This is a genomic window from Pedobacter psychrotolerans (assembly GCF_004340665.1).
In the GTDB taxonomy this organism is placed as follows: Bacteria; Bacteroidota; Bacteroidia; order Sphingobacteriales; family Sphingobacteriaceae; genus Pedobacter; species Pedobacter psychrotolerans.
In genome coordinates, this window is the sequence record NZ_SLWO01000008.1 from 94397 (window position 1) to 107691 (window position 13295).

Below are 13295 nucleotides of genomic sequence, written 5' to 3' on the forward strand. Positions count from 1 at the left end.
AAGGGCAAGGTTCAGCAATGGCGTTAAGCAATCTTTCTAAAATAGATAATTCGTTGTATCTCCTGGCAATGACGATAGGGAAACTCGTCATTGCGAACTGAAGGGTAAGGCTTAGCAATGTTGTGAAGCAATCTTTCTAAAACAAATGTTTCGTTGCTTCCTTGCAATGACGATAGGAAACTTGTCATTGCGAACTGAAGGGCAAGGCTTAGCAATGGCGTGAAGCAATCTTTCTAAACAGATGTTTCGTTGTGCTCCCTTGCAATGACGAAAATTTTAATTCTATCTATTTTCTTTGACAGAATTCCACTTAAGAGTAGATATCTGCAATGATCTGCAACAGTGAAGTTACAGTATGTCATTAAACTTTGTTCTCTGCCAATACTCCAATGAGTCTAAACTTCAAAAACAACGAGATGAAAAAATTATTGATGATCTGCGGATTAATGCTTGGTATAGCTGGTTTTACTCAGGCACAACAAGGTGGTGGCCAGGGAAGAGGGGGGATGATGATGAAACCTGAAGAACGGGTAAAACAATTAGACGAAAAATTAAAGCTTAGTGATGACCAGAAAACAAAGCTAACCACTGTTTTTACAGAACAAGCTGAAGCCATGAAGAAAATGCGTGAAGATATGCAAGGGGCTGATCGTGATGCGATGAGAGAGAAGATGCAGAAATTCCGTGCTGATAACGATACCAAAGTTTCAGCGGTACTCACTGATGATCAGAAAAAAACTTATGAGGCTTGGCAGAAAGAGCAGCGTGCAGAAATGCAAAAGCGTATGCAGGGTGGAAGTAATTAATCTGTTAAAACATTCAATAATAAAAGCGGCTTTTGGTCGCTTTTATTATTTTAGCGAAAAAAATATTTTATGGCAATTACCTTCCCGCCCATTATACTGGCATCAAAATCTCCACGTCGCCAAGAGCTTCTAACCCTAATGGGTCTAAATTTTAAAGTCTTACTTAAAGATGTAGATGAAAGTTATCCTGCAGGCTTAGAACCAGCCGAAATTGCGGTGTATATTGCAGAGCAGAAAGCAAAAGCCTTTGATGCTGCTGAAGAAATTGTCATTACTGCTGATACCATTGTTGCCTTAAATGGCGAAATTTTGGGCAAACCAACAGATCGTGCACATGCTCAGGAAATGCTGGCAAAATTATCTGGACGCAAACATGAAGTTTATACAGGTGTGACTTTAGTTAAAGGCGATAAAATACATTCTTTTTATGACCGGACCGAAGTTTATTGTAAACCAGTCACCAGTGAAGAAATTGATTTCTATATTGATCACTATCAGCCTTATGATAAAGCTGGAAGTTATGGTGTACAAGATTGGTGGGGATTGGTTGTGGTACAGCGAATAGAAGGTTCTTACACCAATGTGATGGGTTTGCCCACTGAAAAACTATATCATGAGCTTAAAAATTTCTTAGGTTTATAAATGCTAATCCTTAATTTGAATAAAAATTAAATCATCAAATTAAACCCATCCAGTTTTTTATTTTGTTAACTCAGCCACTACATCGCTTTTATGATTAACAGCATAAGATAGGGCTGTTTTAACAAAATCATTTAAGGTCATTTTGTATTGCGATGCAGAAAGAGCAATTTGTTTATGCAGACTTGAAGGTACCCTAACATTAAACACGCCTTTATAAGTTTTGTCTGGCGATTTGTCTGATGCTTGGCAGGTTTCCAAATAATCTTCAATAGCTTCTGCAAAGCTAGCTTTGAGCTCACTTACCGATGAACCTTCAAAAGTAATAAGATCATTTATGGCCACAACTTTGCCGAAAAATACTTCGTCGTCAGCACTATAATGAACGGTAGCAGTGTAATCTTTATATTTTAAATTATCGATCATTTTAAAGTTTCCCTTTTTCTCTTAAATATTCTAATACTTGTTCAATTATATAATATTTTACAATAGGCTTTGGATGAGGCTTATGTAAACTTATAATATCTTTATTTTTATCAGTAAATTTTCTTCTGGAGCCACCTGTTTTTCCTGTTGGTAATTCTTCGAAACCATAAAATCTAAGTACTATAATTAATTCTTCCCAAGTTAAATCTTTAGGTTTCGATAAGAATCTGGCAATCAGCTTTTCTATTTTGCTCAATATTGTAACTAAATTATAGTTACAAATATGTGCTTTATTTTTTTAATTACAAAATGATTAAATCATTTCAAATAACTTATGGAATCCTGATTTCTTTTTCATCATGTTTACAAATCAATCAAGATGAAAAACTCAACAGCACAAGTTACCATTGACAAACCCTGTACTCAGAATTGGGAGGAGATGGAAAAAGGATCAGGATTTAATTTCTGCAAAGCCTGCAGTAAAAATGTAATTGATTTCAGTGGGCATACCAATGCCGAAATAATTTCTATACTGGCAGCTTCAACATCATCAGTTTGTGGCCGTTTAAGTGAAACACAATTAAACCAACTCAATCATTATCTTCTGGTTAAGCCGGCAAATAGAAACTGGATGAAATATTTAGGGGTTCTGGCTATTGGTGTCAGTATCTTCGCACAAGAAGCTAATGCGGCAATTCCACCAGTGGCAAAAGAAATCTCAAAAAAAGTCAATAATAATAAAAAAGACGATAAAAAGCCAGCGGTAGTAAATAAGGTTACGGGGAAAATCTTAGGCGTGGATAAAAAGCCATTAGCAGGAATTCGTTTGGTAATTTTAAATACCAAATATCATGCTTTAACCAATGATCGTGGTGAGTATGAAATTTTATTCAAAAGTGGTTTAGATACTAAAAATAATTCATTATCCATTGAAAGTGTAAACTATTCAGCTGTTATGAAAATCGATTATACCAAGGTAAAGCAAAAGGATTTGATATTGAAACTTCAGCCAATGATTATGGGTGAAATGATTTACACGCCTAAAAAGGGTAAATAACAATTATAATTCAGTTGCTAAAATCCCCATTTTCAAATCGTAGGTGGATAGTTTAAGCTGATTAATTTTAAGCCTGCCCAAAACATAATTGGTGATTAGGGTGGCGATTACAATTAAATCGACCCGCAACGGGATGATACCCGGCATTTTTGATCGCTGTTGATGTGTTGAGTTGATCAACTTGATGGAAAGGGTAATGTATTCATCAAAATCAAAGCGGTAGGATTGGAGGGTATCTAAATCAATAACTGATTTTTTAGAGCTGCTTACCAATTCGGCAAAGGTTTCAAAAGCACCAGCTGATCCGATTAGCGTTTTAGGTTGGTGCTGCTTGCAGATTTCGAACAGATCAGTCAATTCATGTTGAATGTAGTTGAGGATGTTATTTTTATCCTCATCAGAAATAGGATCTGATTTAAAAAACTTCTGCATCAAGCGGGCTGCACCGATATTGTAGCTCTTCTTCCAGATTAAATTTTCCGTATCACAGAGAATAAATTCCACACTACCACCACCAATATCCATAATCAAGGATAAATCTTCTATCGCACCACTCAACTTAACGCCTTTATAAATTAATGAGGCTTCTTCATCTCCGGATAAAATGTCTATCTCTATTTCAGTCTGTTCTTTTACGGAATGAACAAAATCCTTACCATTGGCTGCGCTGCGAACCGCTGATGTCGCTGTGGCTTTTATCTTTTCTGCCTGGTAATTTAATATGGTTTTACTAAAATTTTTAAGGCATTCAATTCCCCTTTCAAATGCTTCAGGAATGATGATGTTATCATTGATACGCCCTTCGCCTAGTTTAACAGGGACATTGGTTTTATAAAGCACTTCGAAACTATCACCATTGATCTCTGCAATCAGCAGGTGAAAGGTATTGGTGCCCATATCAATAATCGCTATGCGCATATTTTAAATATTTGAATTTGTATGAATGTTAAATCACTGATGTCATTTGGATGGTTTTAACACTAAATTTTAAAGGTAAGTTGTCAAAGTTGGCCCAAGTTAGAAAATTCTTGAAATTTAAATTCAGACCAGATTTTTTAATCCATCAAATATGCTTTCAAAGAATGTGGAGATATTTAAGCCCGAACTGTGATTGAAATACACAAAAACCAGAAATGCAATCACCACAAAAATGATGAGTTTTCTAAACGCAAAAGCAATAATGATCAGTGCAATTGGGATAATGAACAGCCATAAACTATTGATGGTGTATGGATTCAGGTCATTATCTTTTTTGTATACATATACGAGTTTGCTATGTGTACCAAAATCATTTTGGTGTTTAATGTAAACAAAAGTAGATTTATCTATAGGCAGTGGTAATACCGCAATGCCATCATTAAATTTAAGAATTTGGGTAAAACCACTTACGCTAAAGGTATAGGTTCCATTAATGTTCTCATTCGGAACGTTAAGCGAATCGGCAGCTATGATGGCAAGCTTATTGTTTTTTATTAAATTTTCCTTCACCAGGAAATTGTTAATGGTTGCGGTTTGTGCCGAGCTGATCAAAGCAACTAAACAGAGCGAGCAAAATAAGATAAATTGTTTCATTCGATAGAACGTTTATTGTAAATTAAATAACCGATATGCAATAATACACCATTTCTTTTAACTGCATCATTATATAAATTATAACTTAAGCTTACCGGGCCAAGTGGTGTATGATAAACTACCCCAGCTGTTGCAGCATAGCGAATTTTTGTAATGGCCTTTGCATAATCAACATCTTGTAAGCCAACACGTTCAAATTCTTTATGTGGTAAAAATAAATAGGCTTCAGCTCTCAAATCAATATTCTTTTTTAGGCTGTAAATATTTTTAATCCCACCGGCGGCATAAGTGGTAGCCCTGAATCTATCCAGAAAAAGTGAACGGCTATCCTGCAGTGGGTAGAAAGCAGGGGAGACCAATAAAGTTGAATAATAATTGTTAAATAAGGGCTGATTTGAAATAACACCTTCTACAATGTAACCCAGTGTATATTTTTTCAGATGCAGAAAATAGTTCTCCTGTGTGATCTTAATACTCGCCCAATGATGCAATCGGCTCACTTCCGGTGGTTTAACATAGCCAATTGTATTGCGGAAGATGTTGCCAGGCGTATAGTTTTCTCTACCAGTGGTGTAATTGAAGCTTAAGGAAAAGTTTTGTCCATTAGTGGCGTATTGTTTCCTGTTTAAAGAGTTTTTCTCCAGATTAAGTGAGCCTCTGAAGCCGTTAAAAATGGTTTGATCAAGTAAATCGCCCACAGCAAAAGTATTATTCGGGCTATAACGATCATTGTTATTGATAAAGGTTGAGTGCAGTACAATTTTCGTATTATAATTTAATGGAACGCCCATCATCAGATCTATTTTGCGGTCAGACTGTTCGATATAAATGGGTTGTGGATTTTCAATAAAAATCTGGCTGGTATTGTAAAAGTTCCAGTGATTATAAGTCATTTCTGCAGCCAGAAAAAGCGGCAACTTCGTTGGGTAATCCACCCGGCCGTTTAATTGTACAGATTCATAGAAGCGCCCAGAGTAGAAACTTGTTCCAAAGGTGTAAGCTTTACGGTTTAAATAATTGTATTCTGCACCAAGAAAAACATTGCTGATAGGACGGGTAGATATGTTGCCGCCCAGTTCCATCTTAAAGCTCTTTTTGGGCTGAGCCACCACTTCAAAAGTATAACTGTCTGTAGCCGCCTGGTAAGATATTTTAGGATAAACGGTTTCGAAAGTTTGATCGGCAACTAATTTATAATACCCACGCTTGATATCCTGCAGATTAAATGTAGGTTGATCGCTCTTAAATAAACGCTCAATATATTTTTTCTGCTGGTTATTTACGCCAGATACCGAGACGGTACTGAATTTAAAATCTGGTTTCTTTGAATTGAATATGGCTCTTTTCCGGGCCAGTTCTTCATCACTCACTCTTCTGCTAATTAATTTTTTTATTCGCGGCATATCAGCCATCGTTGCATCATATCCTCTTTTAATAAGTTCTTTAACAGGAGCAAAATTAGTAGCGGTGAATTCGGCAAGTTCAGGTTGAATATAAATCCCATTTTTGCCTATGGTGGTAGAATCTGATTTAGAAAGAAACATGTAAACCAAAAATCGGTTCATTAATCGATCGTCGGTATTTTTAGGATATTCATTATAAGTTTTGGAAGATACATTGGCACCAATCATATAATCAGGCTTGAATTCCTTTTCCATTACATCTGCCGGAAAATTGTTATACAAGCCACCATCAAAAACATATTTTCCATCTAACTTAATGGGCCTGTAAATAATAGGAACCGTCATTGTAGCACGAACGGCTTCGGCTAAACTTCCTTTGCTTACGGTAATGCTCTTTTGAGAAAGCACGTCGGCCACCATACAGCGGTAAGGAATAAAAAGCTTATTAAAATCATCTTTAGATACAGCCGATGCCTGTGAAAAAAGTTCAAGAAAAGCAAAATTTAAAGGAATATCATTAATCAGGTTGGAGCGAAAACTAAAATGGAAACCTGTATCTATGGCTACCTTAGCTGTAAGCATTGATGCATTTGGTGCATTTTTTTGAAAATAGTAAGTATAATCACTCGTATAACGGCCATTTACCCAGTTCTGAAAATCTTCACTTAAAGCTATTTTCTCAATTTCCAATGGTGAATAGCCTGCGGCATACATGGCACCAACAATGCCACCCATTGATGTTCCGGTAATATAATCTATCGGGATGTGGTTTTCTTCCAGTGCTTTTAAGGTGCCAATATGTGCTAAACCTTTTGCGCCACCACCACTAAAAACGAGGCCCACCTTTTGCGCATGCAATTGGGTATAGCATAGAACGAAGAGTATCAGCAAAATTCTTTTAATAGCTACCACTCTTCTAAAATAAGATTTTCTTTTAAAATTAATTCAATATGAATAGGTTATAAGTTAAAAATGATGCAAAACTTACCCAAAGGATGTATGGGATAAACAGTAAGCCCGCCCATTTATCAATTTTATAGAACATCACTGCATTCAGAATGACTACTATAAGGAGCGCAATAATTTCTGCGAGTGCAAAACCAATTTCATGCAGGTAAAAGAAAATAAAAGACCAGGCCAGGTTTAAAATAAGCTGAATGAAATATATCGCTACCGTTCTGGGAAAGTGCTGAACTTGATCGCGTTTTACCCAAACCAGGTAGGCTGCAATTCCAATTAGGATATAAAGGCTAGTCCAAACCGGAGCAAACAACCAGTTTGGCGGATTAAAAGAAGGCTTATTTAATAATGGATACCAGGTTTTTACAGATTGGGCAGTGGCAAAACCACCAAGTGCACCAATACTTAAGGTAATAGCGATGCTTAAAATAAATGCTAAAGGCTTAAATCTCATGGCATAAAATTAAGGTTAAACTTTGAGTTAAGGCTAAAAGGTTTTCTATCTACCAATGCCAGGAACAACTGGCAGGCTTTCATTATCTTCATTGCCAACACTTTGTACGGCAAATAAATAATTATCTTTACTGTACGGTAATGTTATTTTTGTTGCTGAGGTAAAGAATTTCTTTTCCCAAACCGGGCTACTGGTTTCGCGCATGAGAACATAGTAGCCTTTTACATTGCCATTTGCTGGCGCTTTCCAATATAATAGTGAAGCATTGCTCAGGTTTTTAACATCTATTTTAGCTTCTATGGGTGCTGAAGGTGCCTTAGCCAAATTGGCTAAAACGGCAATATTAACACCTGTATTTTTTCTAAGGTATTCAAAATCCATAAATTCTTGTAAATCGCCATATCTGATGCCATTTTCAGTTCTTAAATCCTGATGTTGATGGTCGAAATTTTCATTCATTTCGGTGATTCTTACGGCAGTGAAACCATTCTCTACAAAAGGAGTATGATCGCCACCTCTCAAAAAGCGGTCATTTCTGTAAATGAGTTTAACTTCTAGCTGATCTACATAGCGTTCGCCAACTTCCTTAACGTATCTGGCCAACTGACGGCTTTTGCCATCGTTTTCCAATCCAAACTGCCTGATGCTTTTTGCGCTTTTATCCAGTTCATAAGCAGGCAAGCCTTCACTAAATACGCGCAACCTAGTATTATCTATAATTTGTGTTTCGCTGCTATTGTTGCTGCCAATCATATCGTTATTTAGCATGGCATCTACTTTCCAACCTTCTTTTTTAGCTTTATCTGCCATAAAACCAGAACCTAATAAAGATTGCTCTTCACCACTAACTGCTACAAAAATGATTGTTGAAGGGAATTTATACTGACTCATGATTCTCGCTGCTTCTATTACACCTGCCACACCGCTACCATCATCATTTGCGCCTGGAGCATTGCTGGTTCTGTTCATTACATCTGTAACACGACTATCTAAATGGCCGCTTACTACATAAACCCTTTTATCATTTGGATCAGTTCCTTTTAATATGGCAACAGCATTTCCCAATAGTGTAGGTTGGTCTACACGTTTTCCGTCTGGTTTAAAGGTGATCGTATCTAAATAAGCAGTAAGTCTGCCATCGCCTTGTTTTGCAAATTGATTAAACTTACCAACAACCCAATTTCTTGCTGCTCCAATTCCTTTCGTTTTACTTTTAATATCGCTTAAAGTGTTTCTGGTGCCAAAAGAAACCATTTTTGTGATATAAGATTTTAATGAATCCTGACTGACAGATTTGACCATTTGATCAATATCCTTATTTCGGCTAACAATAGTTTGCGCATGGATAGAAGTGATTAAAAAGGAAAATATTAATAGGGCGTAAGTCTTTTTCATAGCTGGGTGATTGATGCGCTAAGATATTGAATGTTTAATCAATTTAAACTCGATCAGGACGAAATCATGTAACATTTTGAGCATAAAAAAAGCTTCCTGATTTAAACCAGGAAGCCTTTATTTTAAACGAATAAATTATTTTGCTGTTGCAAAAGTTTCTTGCTTTTCAGCTTTTTTCCAGTTTCCAAAAGCTTTTTTTACGGCTGCTTTTGCGGTATCCATTTCAACGTTACCTGCAACTGTTAAAAATGTTTTTTCAGGTGAAATTTCATTATAAAAAGCAATCAAATCTGAAAGCGAAATTGCATTGATTGAATTTACATTCACCGTTTGATCGTAATCATAATCTTGTTTTTTTATGCTGGCCAGTAATGCAGCTTTGCCGCTATCAAATGTTTTTTGATTGATATCAGCATGTTGAATGATGTTAGCCATTTCTGTTAATCCTTTTTCCAGTTGGGCATTATTTGTAGCTAATCGGCCACTGTTATCTTTAAATAAGATCTGATCATTTTTTGCAACGCTTTCATTTAATGTAGCATTAAGTAATTCTACGATACCATCTTTTTTATTTTGGAATGCTGTTGTATTTAAGGTAAAGCTAGAAAATGCGCCTTGAGATTTTTCATTTTCTGAAACGATAATTTTCATACCATTTTTTAGCGAATAATTAATAGGTTCACGCATGCCATTTTGTGCATTACTGGCCAATGCTGAAAAAATAATGAACGAAAAGAGGGCAATTTTTTTGATAGTGATCATGTGTTTTGTTTTTTTATGTGTTATAAATTATTGTTCATTCAACCTAAAATATAACCGAAAGCGCCAGATGGGCATATATTACTGTCGAACGGGCTTATATACGTGATTAAAATAGGCTCGGTTTTTTGAAAGGACAAGATTTATTCATTTTGTTCATTTTTATTTTAATATCATTGGTTTATTCATTTTATAAATTGTTTGTTACATTTAAAATATTAATAAACAGCCTTTTGTAAATAGCTGTTTATTGCCAATTGCATAAACGATTAGGAAAATTAATAAGCGGAGATTTGATAATTATTTACTGATTTAACACCCCGGTCTGCGACCATGCATCTGATAGATGGAAATTATGATTGCCATTTCGTCCGATGCATTGGAGGGTGCCCGAAGGGTGATGTGATTAAGAAAAAGAAATACAACTGATGCTTCAATCTTAACCTTTTAGATTTAATTAAAACCTGTAACTCCTGAATGGTTTTTCAAGGTACATGGTGACTACATCAAATCATCATAAATGAATAATTTGATGCGATCTATTCATTGTTAAAATCTGTTGAAGTTTTTGCTCTCGGTAACAGATCGTTTTTAGTTAAGGGATTAAGATTGACGCTGTGAGGGCAATACTTTTATTAGGTAAAACTATGTAAGTCTTTCTGAGGTTAATAAAGCAACACTTAGTATTAAATGAAGGTACTTTAAATTAATATTCAGAGAAGAATTAAATAACGATATTAATGTCACCCTAATTTATCTAAAATGAATGCTCTAATCATTGAAGATGATGCTTATCATCAAAAAATAATCACCAGTTATTTAAGTGAATATGATGTAACTACATGGATTGTAGAAGCATCTGAAGTTCTGAATCAGATCAAAAAAGGAAACTTTGATTTGATTTTTATCGCTATAAATGAATCAAAATTCGACGGGTATAAAATTGTTCACTCCATTAGAAAAGTGTTAAAGTGTAATTTGCCTATTGTTGCACTTAGTGAACAGCATGTAGAAGAGATTAAAAAAAAATGTTTTAGCGCAGGAATGAATGCTGTTCTTTCAAAACCTGTTCATCGTGTGGAGATTGCTGCAATCATCACACAGTTCGCACCACTAATGATTAGATCTTCATATACTGATTCAAAACTGGATCATTCATACGCCGTGATAGATTTAACTTATCTTAAAGATATTAGCAAAGGTGATGCAAAGTTTGAAAAAGAAATTACTGAAAAATTTCTAATATTTATTGATGAGCATCTAAAAGATTTAAAGCAGAACCTAACTTTAGGTTTTATTGATAAATTTAAAATGACCGCACACCAGGCGCTTTCTACTATTTATATTATGGGTTTAAATAACCTACTGGAGAAACCTTTGAAAGCGATTGAAAACGAAAATTTATCGAAAAGTGAGTTAGCAATAATATTGAAAGAGGTAGAAGATATTATCGTAATGGCAAAGGCTGATGCCAATAAATTTTTACAAACTTTAATTTAGAATTTATCAAACAGATGGAGTGATTGTGCGCTAAATATTAATTTCAGAAATAAATTTTTAATTTCTTTTATGGTTTCTTCCGGTGCACAAATGTGAGGGTAATGGCCGGTAGCTTTCATCACCACCAAAAAATTATCTGGTGTATATTCTTTAATGTATTCTACAACATTTAACGGCACCATGGGGTCATTCGCGGTAGACAAAGTGAGACTTGGAACTGATAATTCTTTTAATTGTTCCCGGCAATCTACCTTGAAAGTGGCCATCGCAAAAGCCAGCGCAATACTTGGGTTGGTTTCTTCGAAGCACTCCAATAAAAACTCTTCCAATTCGGGTTTATCAGGGCAAGCCAGAACAGCTGGCGAAATTGATTTTGCCCAGCCTTTATAATCTTCGGCAATGTGGTTGAAAATTGTTTCTATATCCGCAGTATCAAAACCACCAATATAATCGAGATCATTCACGTATTTTGGAGAAGGCCCAATAAAAACTAACTTCTTAAAAACCTCTGGCTTTTGTAGTGCAGCAAGCATCCCGATCATGCTGCTTACTGAATGGCCGATGAAAATAATATCTTTAAGATCGAGTGCTTCTATAATATCAATTACATCACAGGCGTAACCTTCTAATGTGGCATATTTGTGGTAATCGTACTTGCTGATATCAGAATTTCCTGATCCTACGTAATCAAATAATATTACCTTATAATCTTTCAGAAATGCATCTGTAATATATTTCCACGTTGTTTGTGCACAACCAAAGCCATGTGCAAAAACAATGGTTTGAGTGCCTTCACCTAAAATTTTAACATTATTTCTAACCAGAATGGGATGTGCAGTTTTATGATTTAAATTCATTGGAGCGACAATATTTTTATGAAAGTATATATTGTTCATCCAAAAACAAAAAAAAAGAAATAATGAATAGAATGGTAACAAAACATGCAATAGTTATACCGCTTCTGTGCATAACGTATTGCATGTTTAATACTGTTTTGAAGATGGCATTAGTAGCCAGATTAACTAATTTTTAATTCTGATTTCTGTTCTTCTGTTTAAAGTTCTGCCTTCTTCATTATTATTGGTACTAATGGGTTCCTTTTCGCCATGGCCTACAATAGTAAAACGATCTGCATTTAAACCTGCATTAACAAAATATGATTTAACAGCATTGGCGCGATCTACCGAAAGAGACATATTATGCTCAGGTGAGCCTTCAGCAGAAGAATGACCATGTAATATAAACTGAGTGTTTGGCGCTTTTTTCATTTCTGCAACGGCTTTGTCTAAAATAGAAAAAGATGAAGTTTTTAATACGAAAGAATTAAACTCGAACTGGATGTTATCCAGGTTGAAATTCGGTTTATCAGAAGGCGCTGCTTCTGGTTCTTTTTCGGGGGCAGGTGTTGGTTTTTTCTCTTCTACAGGTGGCTTTGGTTTAGCTACTGGTGCAGGTTCTGGTTTGGCTGCCAGTTTTTTTGTTTTGCATGAATAAATGCTTAATGTAGATAGTGCGATGAGTGTAGTTAATAAAATGTTTTTGCTGATGTTCATTTTTTTTTAGTTTTTGGGATGAAGTTTACTGTTCCAATCAAACATACAAAATTCCGATTATAGCTATAACGATTCTTTTTTAAAGAACTTATGTTGCCCAAAAATTGGATTTAAATTATCGATATCGGATTTACCTGGAAATGCAAGTATTAGCTTAAAAAACCGAAAGCCAATTTTTAACGTATATTAAAACACTAAAACATAGAACCTATGAAAGATTTCACTATCGCTGCATTATTGGGTGGCCCGGAAATGATTATCCTTGGCGTAGCCATATTATTATTGTTTGGCGGAAAGAAAATTCCTGAACTAATGAAAGGCCTAGGCAAAGGAATTAAAGAATTTAAACAGGGCCAGCAAGATGAACCTATCCCAGCCCCAGTTACTGAAAAAACTAAATAAATTTTTACGATTATCTACAAACCTTATAGGTTTTAAAACCTATGAGGTTTATAAGTTTATAGTCATGCAGATAAATTCTGTATTTCAAATTGATCAATAATATTTTTGTATGATTAATTTTATGTCAAAAATACCCCACAATTTCTGATCTTAGGATGATTGCTCGCTATTATTAAAGATGACGATGAAGCAATTTTTTAAAAAAAGTCCCTTTATTGCCTGGAATATAAATGTTGAAACATTTTCCTGAGAAACAAAAAAAAGTTTCTTTAAGAAATGTTTCGCTTGGGAGAAACAATTTATCGAGAAACAAAAAAATGTTTCTCTCTTTTTTGTTTCTCGGTTTATGATTTAATATTGCCGGTATCG

General features: G+C 35.1%; 15 protein-coding genes. 5 read left to right on the forward strand and 10 right to left on the reverse strand.

Features of this window, described 5'->3' with window-relative positions:
- The first annotated feature begins 416 nt into the window (after positions 1–416).
- Both EV200_RS18705 and EV200_RS18710 read left to right on the forward strand, forming a co-directional pair.
- Complete coding sequence (locus EV200_RS18705) at positions 417–806, forward strand: hypothetical protein (protein WP_132535425.1); 390 nt, start codon at positions 417–419, stop codon at positions 804–806.
- Between the two features lie 69 nt (positions 807–875).
- Complete coding sequence (locus EV200_RS18710) at positions 876–1448, forward strand: Maf family protein (protein ID WP_132535427.1); 573 nt, start codon at positions 876–878, stop codon at positions 1446–1448.
- Between the two features lie 57 nt (positions 1449–1505).
- On the opposite strand, the gene EV200_RS18715 is transcribed toward EV200_RS18710, so the two are convergent.
- Both EV200_RS18715 and EV200_RS18720 read right to left on the reverse strand, forming a co-directional pair.
- The gene (locus EV200_RS18715; RefSeq protein WP_132535429.1) at positions 1506–1871 is read right to left on the reverse strand and encodes a type II toxin-antitoxin system HicB family antitoxin; all 366 of its coding nucleotides are present in this window, start codon (positions 1869–1871) and stop codon (positions 1506–1508) included.
- Position 1872: 1 nt separating this feature from the next.
- A complete protein-coding gene (locus tag EV200_RS18720; protein WP_132535431.1) occupies positions 1873–2127 on the reverse strand; it encodes a type II toxin-antitoxin system HicA family toxin in 255 nt (84 codons plus the stop codon).
- A gap of 123 nt (positions 2128–2250) precedes the next feature.
- On the opposite strand from EV200_RS18720, the gene EV200_RS18725 reads away from it, so the two are divergent.
- Positions 2251–2928: a hypothetical protein gene (locus EV200_RS18725; RefSeq protein WP_132535433.1), complete on the forward strand. Its 678-nt coding sequence runs from the start codon at positions 2251–2253 to the stop codon at positions 2926–2928.
- 3 nt (positions 2929–2931) lie between these two features.
- Here EV200_RS18725 and EV200_RS18730 read toward each other — a convergent pair whose 3' ends face one another.
- The 6 genes from EV200_RS18730 to EV200_RS18755 all read right to left on the reverse strand — a co-directional run bounded on the left by EV200_RS18730 (position 2932) and on the right by EV200_RS18755 (position 9474).
- Positions 2932–3846 carry a Ppx/GppA phosphatase family protein gene (locus tag EV200_RS18730; protein ID WP_132535435.1) on the reverse strand — a complete coding sequence of 305 codons (915 nt, stop codon included), beginning with the start codon at positions 3844–3846 and terminating at the stop codon, positions 2932–2934.
- 123 nt (positions 3847–3969) lie between these two features.
- Positions 3970–4500 (reverse strand): hypothetical protein, encoded by a 531-nt coding sequence (locus tag EV200_RS18735; protein WP_132535437.1) that lies wholly within the window; start codon positions 4498–4500, stop codon positions 3970–3972.
- Positions 4497–6794 (reverse strand): patatin-like phospholipase family protein, encoded by a 2298-nt coding sequence (locus EV200_RS18740; protein WP_229676866.1) that lies wholly within the window; start codon positions 6792–6794, stop codon positions 4497–4499. Before EV200_RS18740 ends, EV200_RS18735 begins: the two co-directional genes overlap by 4 nt.
- Positions 6795–6843: 49 nt before the next feature.
- Positions 6844–7317, reverse strand: a complete 474-nt coding sequence (locus tag EV200_RS18745) for a TspO/MBR family protein (RefSeq protein WP_132535439.1) — start codon at positions 7315–7317, stop codon at positions 6844–6846.
- A 45-nt stretch (positions 7318–7362) separates the two neighbouring features.
- Positions 7363–8712, reverse strand: coding sequence for a M28 family metallopeptidase (locus EV200_RS18750; RefSeq protein ID WP_132535441.1), 1350 nt, complete (start codon positions 8710–8712; stop codon positions 7363–7365).
- Positions 8713–8847: 135 nt separating this feature from the next.
- Positions 8848–9474 (reverse strand): peptidase M16 family protein, encoded by a 627-nt coding sequence (locus EV200_RS18755; protein ID WP_132535443.1) that lies wholly within the window; start codon positions 9472–9474, stop codon positions 8848–8850.
- A 759-nt stretch (positions 9475–10233) separates the two neighbouring features.
- Between EV200_RS18755 and EV200_RS18760 the strand changes: the two genes are divergently transcribed.
- Positions 10234–10971: a response regulator gene (locus EV200_RS18760; protein ID WP_132535445.1), complete on the forward strand. Its 738-nt coding sequence runs from the start codon at positions 10234–10236 to the stop codon at positions 10969–10971.
- On the opposite strand, the gene EV200_RS18765 is transcribed toward EV200_RS18760, so the two are convergent.
- A complete protein-coding gene (locus EV200_RS18765; RefSeq protein WP_132535447.1) occupies positions 10968–11828 on the reverse strand; it encodes an alpha/beta fold hydrolase in 861 nt (286 codons plus the stop codon). The genes EV200_RS18760 and EV200_RS18765 overlap by 4 nt on opposite strands.
- A gap of 165 nt (positions 11829–11993) precedes the next feature.
- Complete coding sequence (locus EV200_RS18770) at positions 11994–12524, reverse strand: OmpA family protein (RefSeq protein WP_132535449.1); 531 nt, start codon at positions 12522–12524, stop codon at positions 11994–11996.
- Between the two features lie 210 nt (positions 12525–12734).
- Between EV200_RS18770 and EV200_RS18775 the strand changes: the two genes are divergently transcribed.
- Positions 12735–12926 (forward strand): Sec-independent protein translocase subunit TatA/TatB, encoded by a 192-nt coding sequence (locus EV200_RS18775; RefSeq protein ID WP_132535451.1) that lies wholly within the window; start codon positions 12735–12737, stop codon positions 12924–12926.
- The last annotated feature ends 369 nt before the right edge of the window (positions 12927–13295 follow it).